This is a genomic window from Pseudomonas sp. 22490 (genome assembly GCF_052044465.1).
In the GTDB taxonomy this organism is placed as follows: Bacteria; Pseudomonadota; Gammaproteobacteria; order Pseudomonadales; family Pseudomonadaceae; genus Pseudomonas; species Pseudomonas aeruginosa.
Genome location: NZ_JBQENS010000030.1, coordinates 1 through 18535, shown reverse-complemented (window position 1 = coordinate 18535; position 18535 = coordinate 1). Strand labels below are relative to the sequence as shown.

Annotated in this window: 14 protein-coding genes and 3 pseudogenes; all 17 read left to right on the top strand. The window is 64.3% G+C overall.

Annotation, left to right across the window (positions count from 1 at the left end):
- The first annotated feature begins 27 nt into the window (after positions 1-27).
- The 17 genes and pseudogenes from ACTJJX_RS26850 (at position 28) to ACTJJX_RS26770 (ending at position 18294) form a co-directional block, all read left to right on the top strand.
- On the top strand, positions 28-480 hold the full coding sequence (locus ACTJJX_RS26850; protein WP_023082341.1) for a single-stranded DNA-binding protein: 453 nt from the start codon (positions 28-30) through the stop codon (positions 478-480).
- Positions 481-754: 274 nt separating this feature from the next.
- Positions 755-2767 carry a DNA topoisomerase III gene (locus ACTJJX_RS26845; protein WP_023082340.1) on the top strand — a complete coding sequence of 671 codons (2013 nt, stop codon included), beginning with the start codon at positions 755-757 and terminating at the stop codon, positions 2765-2767.
- Positions 2768-3301: 534 nt separating this feature from the next.
- A complete protein-coding gene (locus ACTJJX_RS26840; protein ID WP_154355079.1) occupies positions 3302-4912 on the top strand; it encodes a DNA cytosine methyltransferase in 1611 nt (536 codons plus the stop codon).
- A 304-nt stretch (positions 4913-5216) separates the two neighbouring features.
- On the top strand, positions 5217-6794 hold the full coding sequence (locus ACTJJX_RS26835) for an ATP-binding protein (protein WP_023082338.1): 1578 nt from the start codon (positions 5217-5219) through the stop codon (positions 6792-6794).
- Between the two features lie 322 nt (positions 6795-7116).
- On the top strand, positions 7117-7674 hold the full coding sequence (locus tag ACTJJX_RS26830) for a hypothetical protein (protein ID WP_023082337.1): 558 nt from the start codon (positions 7117-7119) through the stop codon (positions 7672-7674).
- A gap of 331 nt (positions 7675-8005) precedes the next feature.
- Positions 8006-8218, top strand: coding sequence for a hypothetical protein (locus ACTJJX_RS26825; RefSeq protein ID WP_023082336.1), 213 nt, complete (start codon positions 8006-8008; stop codon positions 8216-8218).
- A 21-nt stretch (positions 8219-8239) separates the two neighbouring features.
- Positions 8240-8632, top strand: a complete 393-nt coding sequence (locus ACTJJX_RS26820) for a hypothetical protein (protein WP_023082335.1) — start codon at positions 8240-8242, stop codon at positions 8630-8632.
- A 98-nt stretch (positions 8633-8730) separates the two neighbouring features.
- Positions 8731-9192: a hypothetical protein gene (locus tag ACTJJX_RS26815; protein WP_023082334.1), complete on the top strand. Its 462-nt coding sequence runs from the start codon at positions 8731-8733 to the stop codon at positions 9190-9192.
- A 104-nt stretch (positions 9193-9296) separates the two neighbouring features.
- Positions 9297-10034, top strand: a complete 738-nt coding sequence (locus ACTJJX_RS26810; protein ID WP_023082333.1) for a hypothetical protein — start codon at positions 9297-9299, stop codon at positions 10032-10034.
- A gap of 97 nt (positions 10035-10131) precedes the next feature.
- Positions 10132-10410, top strand: a complete 279-nt coding sequence (locus ACTJJX_RS26805; protein ID WP_023082332.1) for a hypothetical protein — start codon at positions 10132-10134, stop codon at positions 10408-10410.
- A 442-nt stretch (positions 10411-10852) separates the two neighbouring features.
- Positions 10853-12277: a group II intron reverse transcriptase/maturase gene (ltrA, locus tag ACTJJX_RS26800; protein ID WP_374990868.1), complete on the top strand. Its 1425-nt coding sequence runs from the start codon at positions 10853-10855 to the stop codon at positions 12275-12277.
- Positions 12278-12598: 321 nt separating this feature from the next.
- Positions 12599-13372 (top strand): annotated as a pseudogene (locus ACTJJX_RS26795) (GTPase); the annotation flags it as partial.
- 344 nt (positions 13373-13716) lie between these two features.
- Positions 13717-14069 (top strand): annotated as a pseudogene (locus ACTJJX_RS26790) (DUF3085 domain-containing protein).
- A gap of 146 nt (positions 14070-14215) precedes the next feature.
- Positions 14216-15058, top strand: a complete 843-nt coding sequence (locus ACTJJX_RS26785; RefSeq protein ID WP_023082328.1) for a phosphoadenosine phosphosulfate reductase domain-containing protein — start codon at positions 14216-14218, stop codon at positions 15056-15058.
- 294 nt (positions 15059-15352) lie between these two features.
- A complete protein-coding gene (locus ACTJJX_RS26780) occupies positions 15353-16270 on the top strand; it encodes a DUF3577 domain-containing protein (RefSeq protein WP_023082327.1) in 918 nt (305 codons plus the stop codon).
- A gap of 56 nt (positions 16271-16326) precedes the next feature.
- Positions 16327-16524 (top strand): annotated as a pseudogene (locus ACTJJX_RS26775) (DUF3275 family protein); the annotation flags it as partial.
- Between the two features lie 498 nt (positions 16525-17022).
- Entirely contained in the window at positions 17023-18294 is a 1272-nt protein-coding gene (locus ACTJJX_RS26770; protein ID WP_004423958.1) for an IS4-like element ISPa1635 family transposase, read from the top strand.
- Positions 18295-18535: the final 241 nt, after the last annotated feature.

Genomic DNA, 18535 nt, shown 5'->3' with positions numbered 1-18535 from the left:
TATTTCAACCACCACGGAGATTGCAACATGAGCACGCATTTTTCTGGCGAGGGCAACATCGGTTCGCCCCCTGAGTACCGGGAGTTCCCCAACGGCAACGACGAGCCGCGGCGCTTGCTGCGGCTGAACGTGTATTTCGACAACCCCGTCCCCACCAAGGGCGGCGACTTCGAGGATCGCGGCGGCTTCTGGGCACCGGTGGAAATCTGGCACCGCGACGCGGCGCACTGGAAGGACCTCTACCAGAAGGGCATGCGCGTGCTGGTCGTCGGCCGCATGGAGCGCGAACCCTGGACGGACAACGAGGATCAGCCGCGCGAGACTTGGCAGATCAACGCGCGCAGCGTCGGCATCCTGCCGTTCCGCATCGAGTCCGTGACCCTCAGCCCCAGGCAGCAGGAGACCGCGCAGGAGGCGCAGCCGAAACCCCAGGCCTCCCAGGACCCGACCACGCCGAAGGAGCCGAAGCGCAGGAAGTGACCCGGCATGGGGCGACGGCAGTCGTTCGTCGCCCTGTGTCCTCGCGAGCTATCCCCTGGGGATAGCTCCATCAACGTCCACCGGCTTTCACGCTCCCGCAAAAAATCGCGGCTCCCGGCCACCACGCTCCCGGCTGCACGCCACTCCCGACCCCGCCATCCCATCCCGTGAAAGTGGTCGCCACCGCATGCGGCTTGTTTGCTGCTGTACCTGGTGGTGCTCGGCATCCTCGATTCCAGCAACTCAATCAACCACGGAAATCGGATGGACGGACATGCGGCTGTTCTTGTGCGAGAAGCCCTCCCAGGGCAAAGACATTGGCCGGATTCTCGGCGCGACGCAGCGCGGTGAAGGCTGTCTCAGCGGCTCCGGCGTCACCGTCACCTGGTGCATCGGCCATCTCGTAGAAGCGGCAGCCCCCGAGGTCTATGACGCGGCGCTCAAGCGCTGGTCGCTGGAGCAGTTGCCCATCGTTCCCCAGCAGTGGCGGGTCGAGGTCAAACCGAAGACCGCCACGCAATTCAAGGTCGTCAAGGCGCTTCTGGCGAAGGCGACCCATCTGGTCATCGCCACCGATGCCGACCGCGAGGGCGAGTTGATCGCCCGCGAGATCATCGACCTGTGCGGCTACCGCGGCCCTATCGAGCGGCTATGGCTGTCGGCGCTCAACGATGCGTCGATTCGCACCGCGCTCGCCAAGTTGCGGCCGTCGTCCGACACGCTGCCGATGTACTACTCGGCGCTGGCGCGCTCGCGCGCCGACTGGCTGGTGGGCATGAACCTCAGCCGGTTGTTCACCGTGCTGGGCCGGCAGGCAGGCTACGACGGCGTGCTGTCGGTCGGGCGCGTCCAGACTCCGACGCTCAAGCTCGTCGTGGACCGCGACCGCGAGATCGGGGCCTTCAAGTCTGTGCCGTTCTGGGCCATCGACGTGTCGCTGTCCGCAGGTGGACAGGTTTTCAGCGCGCAGTGGGTTCCGCCCGATGGCTGCACCGACGATGCCGGCCGCTGCCTGCAGCAGCCGGTCGCCCAGCAGGCCGCGCAACAGATCCGCACTGCGGGCAGCGCCCAGGTGGTATCGGTCGAGACAGAGCGCGTGCGCGAAGGTCCGCCGCTGCTATTCGACCTGGGAACGCTTCAGGAGGTCTGTTCCAAGCAGCTTGGGCTGGATGTTCAAGAGACACTTGAAATCGCGCAGGCCTTGTACGAGACGCACAAGGCCACGACGTACCCGCGTTCGGATTCCGGCTACCTGCCTGAAAGCATGTTCGCCGAGGTGTCCACGGTCCTGGACAGCTTGCTCAAGACCGACCCTTCGCTGCATCCCATCATGGGCCAGCTCGACCGCTCCCAGCGCTCACGCGCCTGGAACGACGGCAAGGTCACGGCGCACCACGGCATCATCCCGACGCTCGAACCCGCGAACCTCTCTGCGATGAGCGAGAAGGAACTGGCGGTGTACCGGTTCATCCGGGCGCACTACCTCGCGCAGTTCCTCCCCCACCACGAGTTCGACCGCACGGTCGCCGAGCTGTCCTGCGGCCAACAGAAGGTGGCGGCCACCGGAAAGCAGGTGGTCGTCAAGGGCTGGCGCCTGGTGCTGGCCGAGCCGCAAGCGGACGAGGACGGTGAAGCCACGGCGCGCAGCCAGGTGCTGCCCGCATTGCGCGAGGGCCTGGCATGCCAAGTGGCCGAGGTTGAGATCAAGGCGCTCAAGACGATGCCGCCCAAGCCCTACACGCAGGGCGAACTTGTCAAGTCGATGAAAGGCGTGGCGCGCTTCGTGACCGATCCGCGCTTGAAACAGAAGTTGAAGGACACGACAGGCATCGGCACCGAAGCCACGCGCGCCAACATCATCACCAGCCTGCTGACGCGGGGTTATCTCGTGAAGAAAGGACGCTCCATTCGCGCATCGGATGCGGCGTTCACGCTGATCGACGCCGTGCCCGCGGCGATTGCCGATCCCGGAACCACCGCCGTGTGGGAGCAGGCGCTCGACATGATCGAGGCCGGACAGCTTACGCTGGACACCTTCATCGGCAAGCAGGCCGCATGGATTTCGCAGCTGATCGCGCAGTACGGCAGCACCTCGCTGTCCATCAAGGTTCCCCAGGGACCCACTTGCCCGCAGTGCGGCGCACCGACTCGCCAGCGCACCGGCAAGACTGGCCCCTTCTGGTCGTGCAGTCGCTACCCCGACTGCAAAGGCACGCTGCCGGTCGAAACCGGCGCGTCCAAGCGCGGTGCCTCGCGCCCGCGCAGTAGCGGCCGCAAAGCATCCTGACCGACCCCGCTCCCCGAGAGCCACGCCCGTCCTCAAAGGCGTGGCCCATGTCCCGCATGCCCTGCGGGACGCCCAGCGCGCAACGCCTTCTCCTGTCCGTGTGCGCGTCCCGCCCAGCCGTCCCCGGCTGCGGGACCTGAAGGCAGCTTCTCCACGAACCATGTCCGGGTTTTCCTGGCGCGTTCTGCTGATCTGCATTTTTCCGCCTCTGCGAAGGGTCCCCCGATGGCTTGCCAGCCTGCGAGCCACCCGGAGACCCTTTGCGGTCAGCGGTATTCGATGCCGTGCCCAACGGCGAAAAACTGGGCTCCTTTTGTGCGCGGATGTGCGCCAGAAGATGCCGGCGCCAACCACGACATGCGCCGGGTGCGATTGCTGACAGCAGACGGTTCTAGCGACGACCGGGCCTGCAACAGCCCACGGGTGGTTCCGTCCTCCCGAGCCGGAGGCCACACGGCCTTCGGCGCCTTTCTCCTGCCGATCAACGTCCGGCCCGACCACACGGTCCAGGGCCACACGAACAGGAGACCCGACATGAACCCGCAACCTCGCACCCCACGCGGTGCGCCCCAGGCCGCGCCACTGCTGTACGGCAGCGTGTGCAGCGGCATCGAGGCCGTGAGCCTCGCCTGGCAACCCCTCGGCCTCGAAGCCGCGTGGTTCGCCGAAATCGAGCCGTTCCCGAGCGCCGTGCTCGCCCACCGCTATCCCCGCGTGCCCAACCTGGGCGACATGACCGCGATCGCCCGCCAGGTGCGCGCCGGCACCGTGCCAGCGCCCGACATCCTGGTCGGCGGCACGCCGTGCCAGTCGTTCAGCGTGGCCGGTGCGCGCCGTGGGCTGGATGACCCGCGCGGTGCCTTGACCCTTGCCTATGTGGAGCTTGCCAATGCCATCGACCAAACCCGCCGCCAAGACCGCCGCCCGGCGGCAACGCTCGTCTGGGAAAACGTCCCGGGCGTCCTCAACGACCGCAGCAATGCCTTCGGTCATTTCCTCGGCGCATTGGCCGGAGAAAGCCGTGCGCTCCAGCCGCCAGGGGATCGGTGGGCGCACGCTGGTTATGTGTCTGGACCCTGCCGCCGCATCGCGTGGCGCGTGCTCGACGCGCAATATTTCGGTGTCGCCCAACGCCGCAAGCGCGTGTTTCTTGTGGCAAGTGGTGGAAATGACCTCGATCCCGCAGAAGTACTTTTTGAGCGCGCAGGCCTGCACGGGGATTCTTCGCCGGGCTGCTCGCCGTGGCAAGACGCTTCCCGCACTGCTGGACATGGCGCTGCAGCAGCAGGCGGCTACGCCGGATTGAAGCAGCCCTATGGTCCGGTCACCATGACTTTCGGGTTTGGGGGGGGCAATACGGCCGGTCCCATCGACGTGGCCGCTTGCCTGACCGCCGCGCCTGGTCCGAAGAACGACTTCGAGGTCGAAACTTTCCTCGCGCAGTCCATCGCAGGCAACATCACCCACACGCTCAGCACCGCAAACGGCGGCAAGGGCAGCAGCGAAGACGGCACCGGCAAGGGTGTTCCAATCATCGCCTTCACCGCCCAGGGCAGCGGTGCGGATGCGATGGCGAACCAGGCGCCGACGCTGCGCGCTGGTGGGCACCGCAACAGCCACGCGAATGCGGGTGTGGTGCCAGCCGTCGCTTTCGCGCAAAACTCCCGTGGTGAACTGCGGCTCGAATCCGGTCACGGCCAGCTCGCCGGAACGCTTTCCACGGGCGGCGGCAAGCCGGGCCAGGGCCGGCCCATGGTGCTCAGTGTCGCGCTGCGTGGTCGCGCCAAGGGACTGGCCTTCGAGTTGGGCGGCAGTGTAGCGGCCGCACTGCGCACCAGCGGCGGCGGCGCGGACAAGCCCCATGTGCTGGCCCCCGACTTCGAGGCGCATTTCCGCTACGACTGGAACGACCCCGGCCCCGGCGACTGGTCGCACTGGCGGGTGCGGCGGCTGATGCCCGTGGAGTGTGAGCGGCTGCAAGGCATGCCCGACGACTACACGCTGATCCCGTACCGCGGCAAGCCCGCAGCGGACGCCCCGCGCTACAAGGCGATCGGCAACTCCATGGCCGTCTCGTGCATGGCATGGCTGGGCCAGCGGCTGGTGCAGTGCCTGCACAAGACGGGTTCAACCGATTCGGATTGATGCACGACGACAGCGGCGGTTGACGCCACTCTCATTCCTGCATAGCCGAAGCATCGGCATTGCCAGCAGCCACGGTCTTTCAGGCTGCGCCGCGGATTCTCCCGCGCCGACCTCCTTGTCCGCATCGCACCGTGCCGCGGACACGCGCCCGCCCCGGGCGTTGGTGCTGCTTCTCCAACGGGCCATCCGCCCATTTCCCTTAGACCGGCCATTGCCGCCCAGCACGCCATCGCGGCGGGCTTCGGCGTGCGCCGCTTCATCCCCGCGCCTGACCGGTGCACCACCTCATCCAAGGAACCATGCCATGAGCACCATCCGTCTACAGACGAACCAGAACCGCCTGATCGAAACTTTTCGCCATGCGTTCACCCAAGCCTCAATGCTGGGCGAGCTGCTACAGAACGCCCGGCGCGCAAAGGCCCGCCACATCCACATCACCACCGAAGGCGACACACTCACCGTCAGCGACGACGGCGAAGGTATCGCCAACCTCCAGACCCTCATCTGCATCGCCGAATCCGGCTGGAACGAGGAACTGAAGGCCCGGGAAAACCCCTTCGGCATCGGCATCCTCTCCACGCTGTACTTCGCGCGCAGCCTGCGCGTGCATTCGCTGGACATGGCCTTTCGCGCCACCACCGCCGCGATCATCAACGGCGAGGACATCGACGTCATCGCCGCGCCAGCGCGCGTCGGCACCGAGATCCGCTTGTGCGGTGTCGAGCCTCCCTACAAGGGCCCGACACTGTCCCAGTGGGTCGCGCAGCAACTGGTGCGGCTGTGCGAAGCCTTCCCCGTCCGCGTGACATTGAACGGCGCGGAGGTCGAGCGCCCGCTGTCCCGGCCAGCTCTGGCCTGGCGGGACACGGACGTCGGCCGGGTTCTCATCGACCTGGAAGGAGCGCAGTCACAGTACCGCTGCTACCTCCAAGGGCTTCCCATCGGAAGATGGCCCTCTTCGCAACGGCACCAGATCGTGGTGCTGCGCGATGACATGATCGCCCGCCCGCCGGATCGCCAGCATCTGCTCCACGAGGAAGAGGACGGCAAGCGCATCCAGGCTGCGGTCGCGCAGGCCTTCCGTCAGGCGTTGATCGAAGCCAAGGAGCGACTGTCCGGTGCCGAGTTCGTGATGCTGTACGCATCCACGTGCCTGTCCTCATCGAACGCTGATCTGCTCAGCAGCATTCCCTTCGCGCCGCGCAGTTGGTTCCGCGACTGGACCCATGAGCCGCCAGGCTTTCGCAGCCACTGGGCCAGGCACTGGGATCGCCATCACGCCGAGGGCGTTGTCGCTCGGGAAGCGCTCCAAGAGGTCGGTGTCTGGTCCATCGACGCCGAAGACGATGATGATGTGCCGACCGCCGAGGTCTATCTGGCGGCCAGACAGGCTTTTCTGCTGGAGGAGCACCGCCTCGATGGTGACCACTGGCTGCGCGACTTGCTGCACTACGCAGACCCGGATCAGGTCGGCATCCACCACGGCGAAGTGCTGCACGTGGATGACAGCCTGCCATTCAACGGCGACATCATCGGTGTCACCTTGGTCGGAACCTTGTCCGCCAGCTTTGGCGGAGACACCCGCGAGTATGCGGTGGCTGCCATCCGCAGGCATGGCAGGCTCTACGTGACGCCTCATGCGGGAGACGTCACCAGGCTCTTGTCCGACTACATCTTCGATGACCGCTACGACCAAGGTCGCGAGGATGCGGATGCGCAGACCATCGCCACGTTCATCGCGGTCGGCTGCTCGGATTCGCCCGCCCGCGCCATCGAGGAACTGCTGCCCAGGTCCTGGCGATACACCCAGCAGCCCAAGCTCGCGGGTGCCGCCGTGTGCCTGAGCTTCGACGCCGAGGGCAAGCTCGCGAGCGTGCAGTGATCCTCCCTTTCAGCTCCCTCCGGGGAGCTTTTTTTCTTGGGGCGCGGCAATCCGGTGGCGACGAATCCAGATTGCCGGATGACGCACGCCAGCGCAGCGCCGATGCTCCCTCGCATGTGTCGCTGCCGACGCAGCGCCCATGCCCGCAGCCAGGGTGGCCAGGCTGCCGTGGGTTCCCCCCACGCCACCCGCCAGTTCGCCTCGGCATCTCACCGGCGAACGCTGCCCACCGGGGCACCGATGCCTCCTTTCTCCAACCCACGGGATGGTCGCCACATCCCATCAGGGGCGTGTCGCCACCCGGTCGATTTCAGGACTTTCCATGGACAACATCACCCAGCAAGACCGCATCACGCTAAAGAACCTCAAGGTGGCCGACTTCGCCAGCGAGGAAACGCTGTGCTTCAGCGCCACCGTCGTGTTCGACGGCACTCCCATCGCCGAGGCCCGCAACGATGGCCACGGCGGCTCGACATTCCTCCACGCACTCAACGGCAAGGCTGCGCAGTTGGCGCAGGCCGAAGCCTTCGCCAAGAGCCTGCCACCTGCGCCGCTCGACCTCGGTCAGGAGGGTGAAGACCCTCACTACATCGACATGACGCTCGACTTCCTGGTCGATGAACTGTCCGACGCCATGCACGCCGAGCGCAAGGTGCGAGCCGCGTTCAACCGCGACATCGGCAACAAAGTGCTGTTCATCAAGGATGGCAAATTGATGTTCATCAAGGGCATCAAGCTCAAGGCCATCGCCGACCGCAAGGCGTACTTCGCTTCTCTGCGTGCCCGGCAGGCCCAGCCCATCGTCATCCTCGCCGAACTTCCTCCCGAGCAGGCATTCGACCTGTGGAAGCAGCATGTCCTGGGCGACAAGCCCGACTGACCCAGCGCCGACACACCCTCCTGACAGCCCCGCACTCGATGCGGGGTTTCTTTTTTTCCGGCGGCCATCAATCGGGGCTGGGCCGGATGCCGTTTTCCAACTGACGCGGCACGGCTCGCGCACGAAGCTGCCCGCATGTTCGCTGATTCGTCAGCACATGCCAGCAGCCCGGGTTTCAGGCTGCCGCGGGTCTCTCCCGCGTTGCCCACCAGTCCGCATCGCATCAAGTCTGCGGACGCGCGTCCCCGTGACGTCGATGCTTTTTATCAACCGCGTGCGGGAGCTGCCATCCCGTGAGGGACGAGGCCCCGCTTTTCCAAGGAGCCCGTCCATGTCCCAGCAAGCCTCTTTCGGCCAATTAGCCTCGACCTACTGCGGCAAGTTCCTGCCGCTCGAAGTCCTGCAAAGCGCCGCCGGTCACTACATCGGCACGCGCGATACCGAAGGCCCAGTTTCGCGGGAATCCCACGAGTACTTCCGCAGCTATGCCGCGGCTCAACGTGCCCTCGAAAGAGGCGGCTGGTCCCAGCTCGCCATTCCCTGATCCAACTGGAGGAATCACGTCATGAACCAGCTACTGCCGCGGGAAGTCGTCGATCAGATCATGCGGGAAGAACAGCATTTCGCTGCCGCGCCCCAGGCCTTTTTCGAGGCATGGAAGCGCGGCGCCGAGATCGCTGGCCCCGAGTGGTTCGGCGACGGCACCCGTGAAGGCCTGAACCAGGCCAAGAGCAAGTGGGATCTGCGTCCCAACCTGCTGCGGCTCAACGACGCTCTCGGCGTCCTGAGCGGCGGGCAGCGGATGTTCCTCTCCGCGATGGTGAGCTTCTACAACGCCCGCGAGGGTGCCGCGATGCTCAAGCGCTGCGGCTTCGAGGGACTGTCCGATCTGGGCGGCCTCGACCTCGAACGGCGCCAGGTCATCGCCGCCCTGGTCCTCAACTACGCAGGCTGGTAAGCCGATCCCGGCGGACCTCCGCGACTTTCTTCGATCCCAACGAGGGACATCCGTCCCTTCGGGGCGGTGTCCCTCCCTTTTTTCCCAAGGAGTGACCCATGCCCCGAAATCCATCTTTCGCCGTCGTTCTCGAAGGCGGTCTGGTCCAGGCAATCCTCGTCCAGGATTGGCCGGCCCACCTGTCGCTGCCGCCGTTCGTGGTGGTGGACTACGACACCGAGGGCGCCGACGACGACGAGATCACGCGCTTTCCCATCGGCGACTCCGAAGCCGAAGCCGTCTGTCGCGGCGAATCACCTACCGTCCACGAGGCGCTGGCGGATTCCGTGTCGCCACGCGCAGTCCTCGCCGCACTGGACGAGCCTGTCGTCGATGACGGACCCGATCCGCTGGCGATCGCGCGGAGCGTGCGACAGGACATCCTCGACCTCGACGCCACGCTCAACACGGCCGAACAGCCGCCGTCGGGCGAGGACTACAACCACCTGTATGTGCTGGCCAACTGCGGCCTGATCGACGTACTCAAGGCATTGGGCGACCCGACCGACTTCGGCGAATAGCACCAGCGCCACTCCATCACCGACGCCGACAGGCGCCGGACCTCCCACCGGGTCCAATTCCCGGTTCCGGGAATTGGCTCCATTATTCAATCTGGAGAGTTCCCATGTCCCAGAAACCTAACCCTTTTCTTCGCGGCTACTGGAATCTGAAAATCGTCCGCACGCTGTCCATCAGCTACGAGGATGGAAGTCCGCATGTCTGGCGGCCCATCCATGCCAGTCAGCAGCACCTCTCCGACGAGGCGCTGATTTCCTCCTCCTGCATCGTCACCAGCGATTTCGCCGTGGTCAGCAATAGCCCCGAACCTGTGAGCGCCGAGGTACTAGCCGAATGCGATGCCGGTGAAGGCGTCAGCGGCGAAGGTGTGACCGGTGCCGTTGTCTATGCCGTCCATGGCGACGACTTTGACGGTCGTCCGGTCCACATCGGTGACACCTATTCGGCCGAAGCCGCGCGGGAAGTCGTGCAGCGCCTGAGTTTCGAGACCGGCTATTACAGCCGTTGCTGGGAAATCAGCACCGCACACATCAGCCAGGAGACCGGCCAGTACCTCGCCAACCTGGCAGACCTTGCCACGCCGGAGGCCTTCCTGTTCATCGCGTTCCGGGTTCCGTACAGCCCCGCGATCGGCGTCAAGCTGATCTCCACGCCCTGGACGGACCAGAACCTGGAGCACGCCGAGGGCATCAGCGCCGAACAGCTTCGGCAGGAGCACCGGAACAAGGGCATGCCGGACGATCTGGCGAACATCCTTGAACTGGCTGGCCAGGCCGATGTGCGTATCCTGATCCTCGACGCCGACGCTCCCGTGCTGCTGGGCCTGCCGCTGGTCGAGTCCTAGCAGCCTCGATACGCGCCGTCTTTCCTCTTCGTTCTCCCCATGCCAGCCCGACTCCTCGCCAGGAGCCGGGCCGGTCCAATTTCATAGGAGCACCCTCATGTTCCCCGACCTCATCTTGCCCGTAAGCGACTTCGAGCATCAGCTCGGGGCCTGCGTCAACGCTATGGGCCAGGACGACGCCATCGGCCAGATCCTGGTATTCGAGCGCATGCGTGGCACGCTGCACATGCGCCATATCGCCAGCGCCGACCTGGTGGACACCGACATCGACGACTACGAAATGGTCGTGTTCGATGGTGGCAACACCAGCGGCGACACGTGGAAGCACGTTTTCTTCCCGCGTCAGCGCGAGCATTACTTCGTGTACGAAGCCTGACCCCAAGCCCCTTCCGAGGGGCTTTTTTTTGGTGCGCCCGGCAGGGCGCACTCACTTGGAGGTGCAAGTCCTCTACTCGCCCGACAAGGGGAAGAGTTAGCCGAAGGCAAGGGTTCCGTGGGCGACCGCGGGTCTGAAGGAAGCCGGATGGCAAAGCGCTGGCCTGACGCACAGGAAGCGGATACGAGGCGTAGTGACTGGGTAAGGCGGCCGAAATCGTCAAAGCCCGAAACTTGTACTGGCGTTGCTACGTAGATCCGACAGGCATAAGCGCGAAGGTGGGTGCGCAATACCCGGGGAGATCTGGTCACGTGCTGGGGCATATTCCAGCTACCGGAGCCGCAAGGCAAGGGATGCGTGACCAGAAGTCAGCAGAGGGCATAGTAGTTCGAGGCGAAGGCGGTGAGCCGATGAGTACCCCGAACGAAGGCCCGAACAGAGGATACCGAGAGTAGGACAGATGATCTCGACGCTGGTTGATGAAGCAGAAGCCCTGGTGACAGGGGCCACGGAACCCAGTACCGGCCGGAAGCCGGGGGGAAGGTCTCGTGGTGCTGAAGCTGGCGCGGCGACAACTGGGCAAACGAAATCGGAGAGCGGCTCGCTCCTGGAGCGGGTCGTAGAGCGCAGCAACATGAGGCTGGCGTATCGACGGGTCAAGCGCAATGGCGGATCGGCCGGGGTTGATGGTCTGACCGTCCAGGAGCTCGGAGCTTGGCTCAAGATGCACTGGCCCAGCGTGAAGCAGGCGCTGCTGGCGGGGACGTATATGCCGCAAGCGGTGCGCCGGGTGGACATCCCCAAGCCAAGTGGCGGGGTACGTAGTCTAGGCGTGCCAACGGTGGTGGATCGTCTGATCCAGCAGGCGTTACATCAAGTTCTCCAGCCGATCTACGAGCCGACCTTCTCGGCCAGTAGCTTCGGGTTCCGGCCGGGGCGCAGCGCGCTCGACGCAGTACGGCAGGCGCAACGCCATGTCCAAGCCGGACGGCGCTGGGTGGTTGATATCGATCTGGAGAAATTCTTCGATCGGGTCAACCACGACGTGCTGATGGCGCGGGTGGCGCGCCAGGTACAGGACAGGACGACCCTCAAGCTGATCCGTCGCTTCCTGGAAGCGGGGGTGATGGCGGGCGGGGTGGAACAGTCCCGTACGGAAGGGGCGCCCCAAGGCGGCCCGCTGTCGCCGTTGTTGTCGAACGTACTGCTGACGGATCTGGATCGGAAACTGGAGAAGCGGGGCCTGGCGTTCTGTCGCTACGCTGACGATTGCAACATTTACGTCGGCAGCGAGCGGGCGGGACACCGGGTCATGGCAGGCATCAGGACCTATCTCGAGAAGGTCTTGAGGCTAAAGGTGAACGCGTCTAAGAGCGCGGTTGCTCGACCGGGAAGCCGTAAGTTCCTGGGATATCGGGTAGCCGAACGCCACGCAAGCGTCAGCCTGTACGTCGCCCCGGAAAGTATCGGGCGGCTCATGGAGCGCGTGCGTGACGTGATGCGGCAAGGGCGCGGTCAGTCCTTGGTGAAGGTTATCCAGAGGCTGAACCCGCTGCTACGCGGATGGGCGAACTACTTCCGCCTAACCGTGCAGCGGCGGCGCATGCAGGATCTGGATGGCTGGGTGCGTCGTCGTCTTCGCTGTCTGCTCTGGCGGCAGTGGAAAACTGGGCGTACACGCCAACGCCGCATGATTGCGCTGGGGCTGGACCCGCAACGGGCCTGGAAATCCAGCGGCAATGGTCGCGGCCCATGGTGGAACGCCGGGGCATCTCACCTTCAACAGGCGTTGCCTAACGCCTACTTCACGGCCATGGGGCTGGTCTCGATCCGCGACACCGTGGATCGCCTCCAGCGTATCAACTGAACCGCCGTATGCGGAACCGCACGTACGGTGGTGTGGGAGGGCTGAGGGGGTAACCCCTCACCCTACCCAATCCCGTAGCACAGGAAAGCGGGTGTGGCGCGGTGCGGTTTCCTGCGGGCGGGCCACGCATCCCTAAACCATCCTTGCCCCCATGTTCGTCGGCGCAGCCGACACATGCCCAGGCAGCCAAGACCTTCGAGGCTGCAAGCACGGGAAACCGCGCTGGTCGTTTCTTCCCACGGACGCTCCGCGTCCATCCACCCACAAGGGACCTCTCCCTTGCGGGCGGGGAATCCCTTGTTCTTCCTCAAGGAGATTCCCATGGACCGTTCTCTCATCAAATCCATGATGCCTTCGCTTGTCGCAGGCCATGTGCCCCGCAACTTGCGGTCGATCAAGTACCGCTTTTTCGATGATCAGCCGCAGTCCTCGACGCTGGGCTTCGCCATCGATCCCCAGCCCTTCGACGGCAAAGTGGTCGCGGCCAACGACGACGCCATCGTCGTCAAGCTCAAGCCCAGCGAGTTTGCGGTGCTCGATCCCAACCTGGTCACCACCGTTCCCAGCGAGGGCGCCAAGGTACATGTCCAGCCCTACGCACGGCGCCGTTTCGACGGCCTGCGCGCGGACACCCCGGAAGTGATCACCGAGAAGACCGCAGACGGTGTTCCCTACACCATCACCAGGCACATCCTCGGCTCCGCGCCGGCCAAGCTGCCCATCCCCGAGCCGCAGTGCATGGAACTGGGCCAGCTCATCCAGCAGTTGGAGGAAATGCCGGCGCCCGACGGGTTCCGGCGCATCACCCACATGCTGGTCGATGCGAGCGCCCGCGACTTCACCTGGGTCGATCCGAAGCCGTCCAAGATCATCGAGACACCCCCGGCGATCGGCTTCACGGTCTCGACCGCGAAGTTCGAGGGCCAGGTGACGATCCTCTACGACCGCGGCGGCGACACCTACGTGGTGGAACTGCATCGGGATGGCGAACTTGTCGATCGGCATGACGAGGTCTATTTCGACATGCTCGGCGAAGTACTGGAGAGACTCATCGACGACGGAAACTGGCCGGATCGACGTGAGCGTGATCGATGCCAAGGCTTCCCGGCGACGCCAGGCGGTGCCGGCGTGATGTTCGAGGCGAGCGAGTGCTGGGTGGTGTATTCGCCCAACGAGTCCGCCATCAGCGACAGCGCCGGCTTCTGGTCCAACGAGTTCGGCTGGGTCCAGTTCGACCAGGCGACGCGCTTCTCGACGCAAGAGACCGGGAGCTTGCAGCTTCCGATCTCAACGGGTGGGGATGCGCGCTTCGTTCCCTGGCACGAAGCCCAGCAGCACTACGGCTGAGTTCGCAGCCTGCCGGCGACTTGCCCCCACAGGCCTTCCATCCGTTCGGGTGGAGGGCCTTTTTTTCTTCATCCCCACAGGAGATTTCAACCATGGCACTGCGATTCAAAGGCACCGATCTGCGGCCGGTGCTGGCCGAGGCCGTCGCCAACCAATGCCGCGTCGTCCTCGCCAAGGACCAGGGCGTGTACTTCCTCGCCGAGCGCGGAGAGCGCCGCCCCGATGGCCGCGTGAAGCTGCTGGCCTACGCCGTCGGCTGCAACCCGGATACCGACCGTTCGATGACTGGTGGGAACTGGCACGCGCCGAGCTGGGCGGCGACGACTTCGGCGAGTTCTTCGACCCGAAGGAAGGCGTCTTCGCACGCATCCTGCACGGCACGGACGATCTGATGCTGTCCGCCACCCCCACGCAACTGTCGCTGGAGGTGGTGCCAGTGGTGTAGCACGGCTACCACCGTCCCTCACAGCCCCCGTCACGGGGGCTTCCTTTTCTCCGCACCGCGGTCATTGCCGCTTGTGCGCGTTCGTCTCCGGCCGCCATGGCCCGCCCCGTCGGCATGCCCGCCGACATGCCCTCGGAGACGACCGCATGCACGACCCGTTCAAGATCACACAGCCGACCTGCATCAGCTTCTCGGGCGGGCGCACCAGCGCCTACATGCTCTGGCGCGTGTTGCAGGCCAATGGCGGCCTGCCTGCCGACACTCTGGTCTGCTTCGCCAACACCGGCAAGGAGATGGAGGCGACCTTGCGCTTTGTGCGCGACTGCGCCGAGCACTGGCAGGTGCCGATACGCTGGCTGGAATACCTGCCCACGGAGCCAGGCTTCACGCTGGTGGACTTCGATCGGGCCAGCCGCCAGGGCGAGCCGTTCGAGGCGCTGATCCGCAAGCGCCAGTACCTACCTAATCCCGTCGCGCGCGGCTGCACGACCAGCCTGAAGATCCGCCCGATGCACCGCTACCTGCGGCATCTGGGGTGGACGGACTGGGACCAGATGATCGGCATTCGCGCCGACGAGCAGCGCCGCGTCGCCAAGATTCGCGCGCGCGGCCATTCCACCGAATCGACCCGCGAGACCATGTGCATGCCGCTGGCGGACGCCGGCGTCACCGTGCGCGACGTGGACGCCTTCTGGCAGGCTCAGCCGTTCAACCTCGACCTGCTGACGGTAAACGGGCGCACGCTCGAAGGGAACTGCGACCTGTGTTTCCTGAAGCCGCGTGGGCAGCGCCTGGCGCTCATCAAAGCCCGGCCCGAGGCGGCCATCTGGTGGGTGCGCATGGAGTCGCTGAACCTCGCCAGCAAGCCCAGCGGTGCCCGGTTCCGCGCCGATGGCCCGAGCTATGCCGACCTGGCGCGCTTCGCCGCCGATCAGGGCGATCTGTTCGACACCGCCGAAGAGCCGATCGCCTGCTTCTGCGGCGACTGACGAATAGGGATGCCCCCGGATGCCGATTGATTGCTGCCGCGCGCGCGAGCCCCAGCCATGCTGACCCCATGCCTGCTGACGTTGTCAGCGACATGCCAGGCAACCATCGGTCTTCGAGGTTGCCGCGCAGTACCTACTGCGTGACCGAGCCAGCTCGCACCGCATCCATTTGCGAGCGGCCACCAGTCTCTGGTGGCGGATGCTTTCGCCTTATCAACCCACCGCGGGGTTACGCACCTTTCCCCGCATGCGTGGGGCCGGTGTGTCTCCGCTTCATCCCTATGGAGATTCACCATGAGCAACACGTCCAACGAGAAATCGTATTTCGACCTCCACACCTCCGGCATCGGCTACATCCAGCGTGCCCGCGAGGTTCCCGTCCGGGGCGGCCGCCGTGCGCAGCCGTTCCTGGCTTGCACCATCGCCGCGCTGGTCGGTCCCGCCAAGGACCCGACCTACCGCTACTTCGACGTCAAGGTCTCGGGTGCCGAGGCCAAGAAGCTGGTCGAACGCTACATCGGCGTCGACGATCCCAAGCAGCGTCCGCTGGTGCGCTTCCGCACTGGCGATCTGCGCGGTGATCCGTACATCCGCGACAAGGGTGAAAAGAAGGGCCAGGCCGGCGCGTCCCTCAAGGCACGGCTGCTCAAGGCCGAGCCGCTTGACCGGGCCGAACTGGCTTCGATCAAGCAGCACGAACTGATCACCCGCGGCATCGGCTACCTCAGCCGAGTGAAGGACGTCACCCCCAAGAATGGCGACCCCTTCCTGTCATGCACCATCGCCGCCCTGAGCGGACCTGTCGATGAACCGGAATATCGGTACTTCGACACCATCGTCGCCACCCCCGAGGCCGAGCACCTGGTTCGCCGGTGCGTGCAGGCCATCGAAGGGGACCGCAAGGTGCTGATCGCCTTCCGTCTGAACGACATGAAGATCGATCCGTACATCCGCACCAAGGGCGAGCGCGCCGGGGAACCGGGAGCGAGCCTGGAATCGACGCTGGTCCACATCGGTCTGATCAAGATCGACGGCACCCAGGTCTATCCGACGAGCCAGGCGCAAGCCGAGGCGCCGCAGGCCGAGGACGCACCCGCGCCCGAAGCCGAGGTTGCCGCCGACACCGCTGCCGACCAGCCTGTCGAGCCCGCCGAGCGCGAGCCCGCAGGTGAAGTCGAGGAGCAGGAGCCGGCATTGGCTGCTTCGTTCTGATCCTGCATGGCCCCTCACGGGGCCTTGCCTTTTTCCTATTCCCAAGGAGAACCATCATGGTAGCCACCTCGGAAGCCACAAGATCAGTCCTACCCATCGTCGTCCCGGGCCAGCTCACGTTGCGAACCATCCGCGGCAAGAACGGCCCGTTCACGGTCGGTCGTTTGACCACGCCCATCGGCGAATTTGCCGTGAAAGACCCGGAATTGGAGCAGTATCCCGAAGGCAAGTACGACGGGGAGTTCGTCATCCGCGTGCGACGTGAAGTCGCTTAAGTAATTGTTCCAACGGAGGAAACTCCGCGGAGGAACCTGGTGTTCCGTCATCAGTAGCCTACCGGCACATGCAGGACTGGTAACGGTCTTGTGTGAAGCTGCCGGGACAATGTAGCTGGGCCCTCGGGCTGCGCTGATGCCGTGAGGCAAGGCGTTATCTGCAAGCATCAATGCGGATACGGCGCTAGGCTGGGTGGTATGACCAACGCAAGTGAACTGCTATTAAACATCGTTACGAATAACAAGCCAAAGATGCTGACAGGCTTGAACCAAAAGGTATGCGGTCGGTTGCTCTCTTTCGGATTGAGAGCACACGGACATCATGACCGCCGGTGAAAAGGCAGGGTCTAACCCCAATGTCATCAACTTTGGAAATTATCCATAAATATCATATAATTAGCGCTCAAATCAGTGCATGGGAGAAGCCCTTTTGACTACCTATACCGCATCGCTTGACACCGCCAGCCAAACCCTGGCTTGAAAATTGTACAAAAAATAACCAGCCCGCTCGATTGTCCCGCCTTCATCGCCGCCCACCGCCAGAATCCTCAAGACTTTACCCGCCGACGCCAGCTCACCTTCAAGAACCTCGTCCTGTTCCTGCTCAATCAGCCGCGCACGGCCCTGCAAACCGAACTCGATCAGTTCTATCGCGTACTCAATCAGGCGTCGACTGAGACGCAAATGGTCACTGCGCAGGCCTTCTGCAAAGCGCGCAAAAAGCTCAACCCCGAGGTATTTGAAAGTCTCAATCGCCTCCTGCAGCAACAAATTGACTGCTTCGGGCTGCGTCAGAAGTGGCGTGGGCTGAGGGTGCTCGCGGTGGATGGCTCGACCGTGCATTTACCCCTGGAGTCGACCATGGCGACCTTCTTTGGCAGTCACTCTGGCTTTCCCATGGCTCGCTTGTCCACACTCTACGAAGTCGCTGACGGTCAAACCTTGCATAGCCTGATCGTGCCCCTGACAGTCGGTGAGCGCGACTGTGCCCATCTGCACCTTGAGCACCTGCCGGCTGACAGCCTGACGCTGTTTGACCGTGGTTACCCTGGGCACTGGTTATTCGCGCTGTTCGCGCAGCAACAGCGGCACTTTCTGATGCGCCTGCCCTGTGGCTATAACGCCCAGGTCAAAGCGTTTCTACACTCTGGCCAAGTTGAAGACACACAGCTTTTCGTGGCCAACCATCCTGAAGCACGTCTGTTCTGCTCCGAGGCTGGCGTTGATCCTGCCAGCCAGATCGAGCTGAGACTGATCCGGGTCGAGTTGGCCAACGGCGAAAGCGAAGTATTGCTGACCTCGCTGCTGGATCGAGAAGCCTTTCCCGCTGAGGTGTTTGCCGAGCTTTACCACCGCCGCTGGGGCATCGAAACCGACTTCCGTCGCCTCAAACAAACCCTGACGCTGGACAACTTCAGCGGCCGCAGCGTGACCGCTGTAAAGCAGGACTTTCATGCCGCTCAACTGTTGAAGAACCTGGCGCTGTTGATGCAGCACCTGCTACAGCCGGTCATCGAACAGCGCCACAAAGGTCGCAAGCTGCGATGGAAAGTCAACTTCACCCAAGGCGTGTCACGGCTCAAAAATACCCTGGTCGAGCTGCTGGTGCGGCACTGTGCTCAGGGGCTGAGCAATGTGCTGGCCTTGATGGCTAAAAGCCTCAGTGCCGTACGCTCAGGCCGTAGCTTTGCGCGCCAACGCAAACGCGCAGCCAGCCGAGGTTGTGAGGGCTACAAACCGACGCGCTGAAGAAACACCACCGCCCAACCTCCGTGCAAAAAAAGCTGGCCACAAGCGGTCGGCATAGGCTCGTCCGGAGGACGAGAAATCTCGCCTAGACAGCCGGAACAGACGATGATCACATCACCGCCAGCCCAGCTAGACCGCCTGATTGAGCGGCAGAGGCCTGGTCATCGCCCGACGGCCATGGCGGCTGGCTGCTTCGGGGGGCTTGCCTTGGGCAGGGCTGCAGCTTAGGTTGATGACATTG

Coding starts and splice junctions, on each gene's coding strand:
- ACTJJX_RS26850 (WP_023082341.1), top strand. CDS start 28: ATGAGCACGCATTTTTCTGGCGAGGGCAACATCGGTTCGCCCCCTGAG.
- ACTJJX_RS26845 (WP_023082340.1), top strand. CDS start 755: ATGCGGCTGTTCTTGTGCGAGAAGCCCTCCCAGGGCAAAGACATTGGC.
- ACTJJX_RS26840 (WP_154355079.1), top strand. CDS start 3,302: ATGAACCCGCAACCTCGCACCCCACGCGGTGCGCCCCAGGCCGCGCCA.
- ACTJJX_RS26835 (WP_023082338.1), top strand. CDS start 5,217: ATGAGCACCATCCGTCTACAGACGAACCAGAACCGCCTGATCGAAACT.
- ACTJJX_RS26830 (WP_023082337.1), top strand. CDS start 7,117: ATGGACAACATCACCCAGCAAGACCGCATCACGCTAAAGAACCTCAAG.
- ACTJJX_RS26825 (WP_023082336.1), top strand. CDS start 8,006: ATGTCCCAGCAAGCCTCTTTCGGCCAATTAGCCTCGACCTACTGCGGC.
- ACTJJX_RS26820 (WP_023082335.1), top strand. CDS start 8,240: ATGAACCAGCTACTGCCGCGGGAAGTCGTCGATCAGATCATGCGGGAA.
- ACTJJX_RS26815 (WP_023082334.1), top strand. CDS start 8,731: ATGCCCCGAAATCCATCTTTCGCCGTCGTTCTCGAAGGCGGTCTGGTC.
- ACTJJX_RS26810 (WP_023082333.1), top strand. CDS start 9,297: ATGTCCCAGAAACCTAACCCTTTTCTTCGCGGCTACTGGAATCTGAAA.
- ACTJJX_RS26805 (WP_023082332.1), top strand. CDS start 10,132: ATGTTCCCCGACCTCATCTTGCCCGTAAGCGACTTCGAGCATCAGCTC.
- ACTJJX_RS26785 (WP_023082328.1), top strand. CDS start 14,216: ATGCACGACCCGTTCAAGATCACACAGCCGACCTGCATCAGCTTCTCG.
- ACTJJX_RS26780 (WP_023082327.1), top strand. CDS start 15,353: ATGAGCAACACGTCCAACGAGAAATCGTATTTCGACCTCCACACCTCC.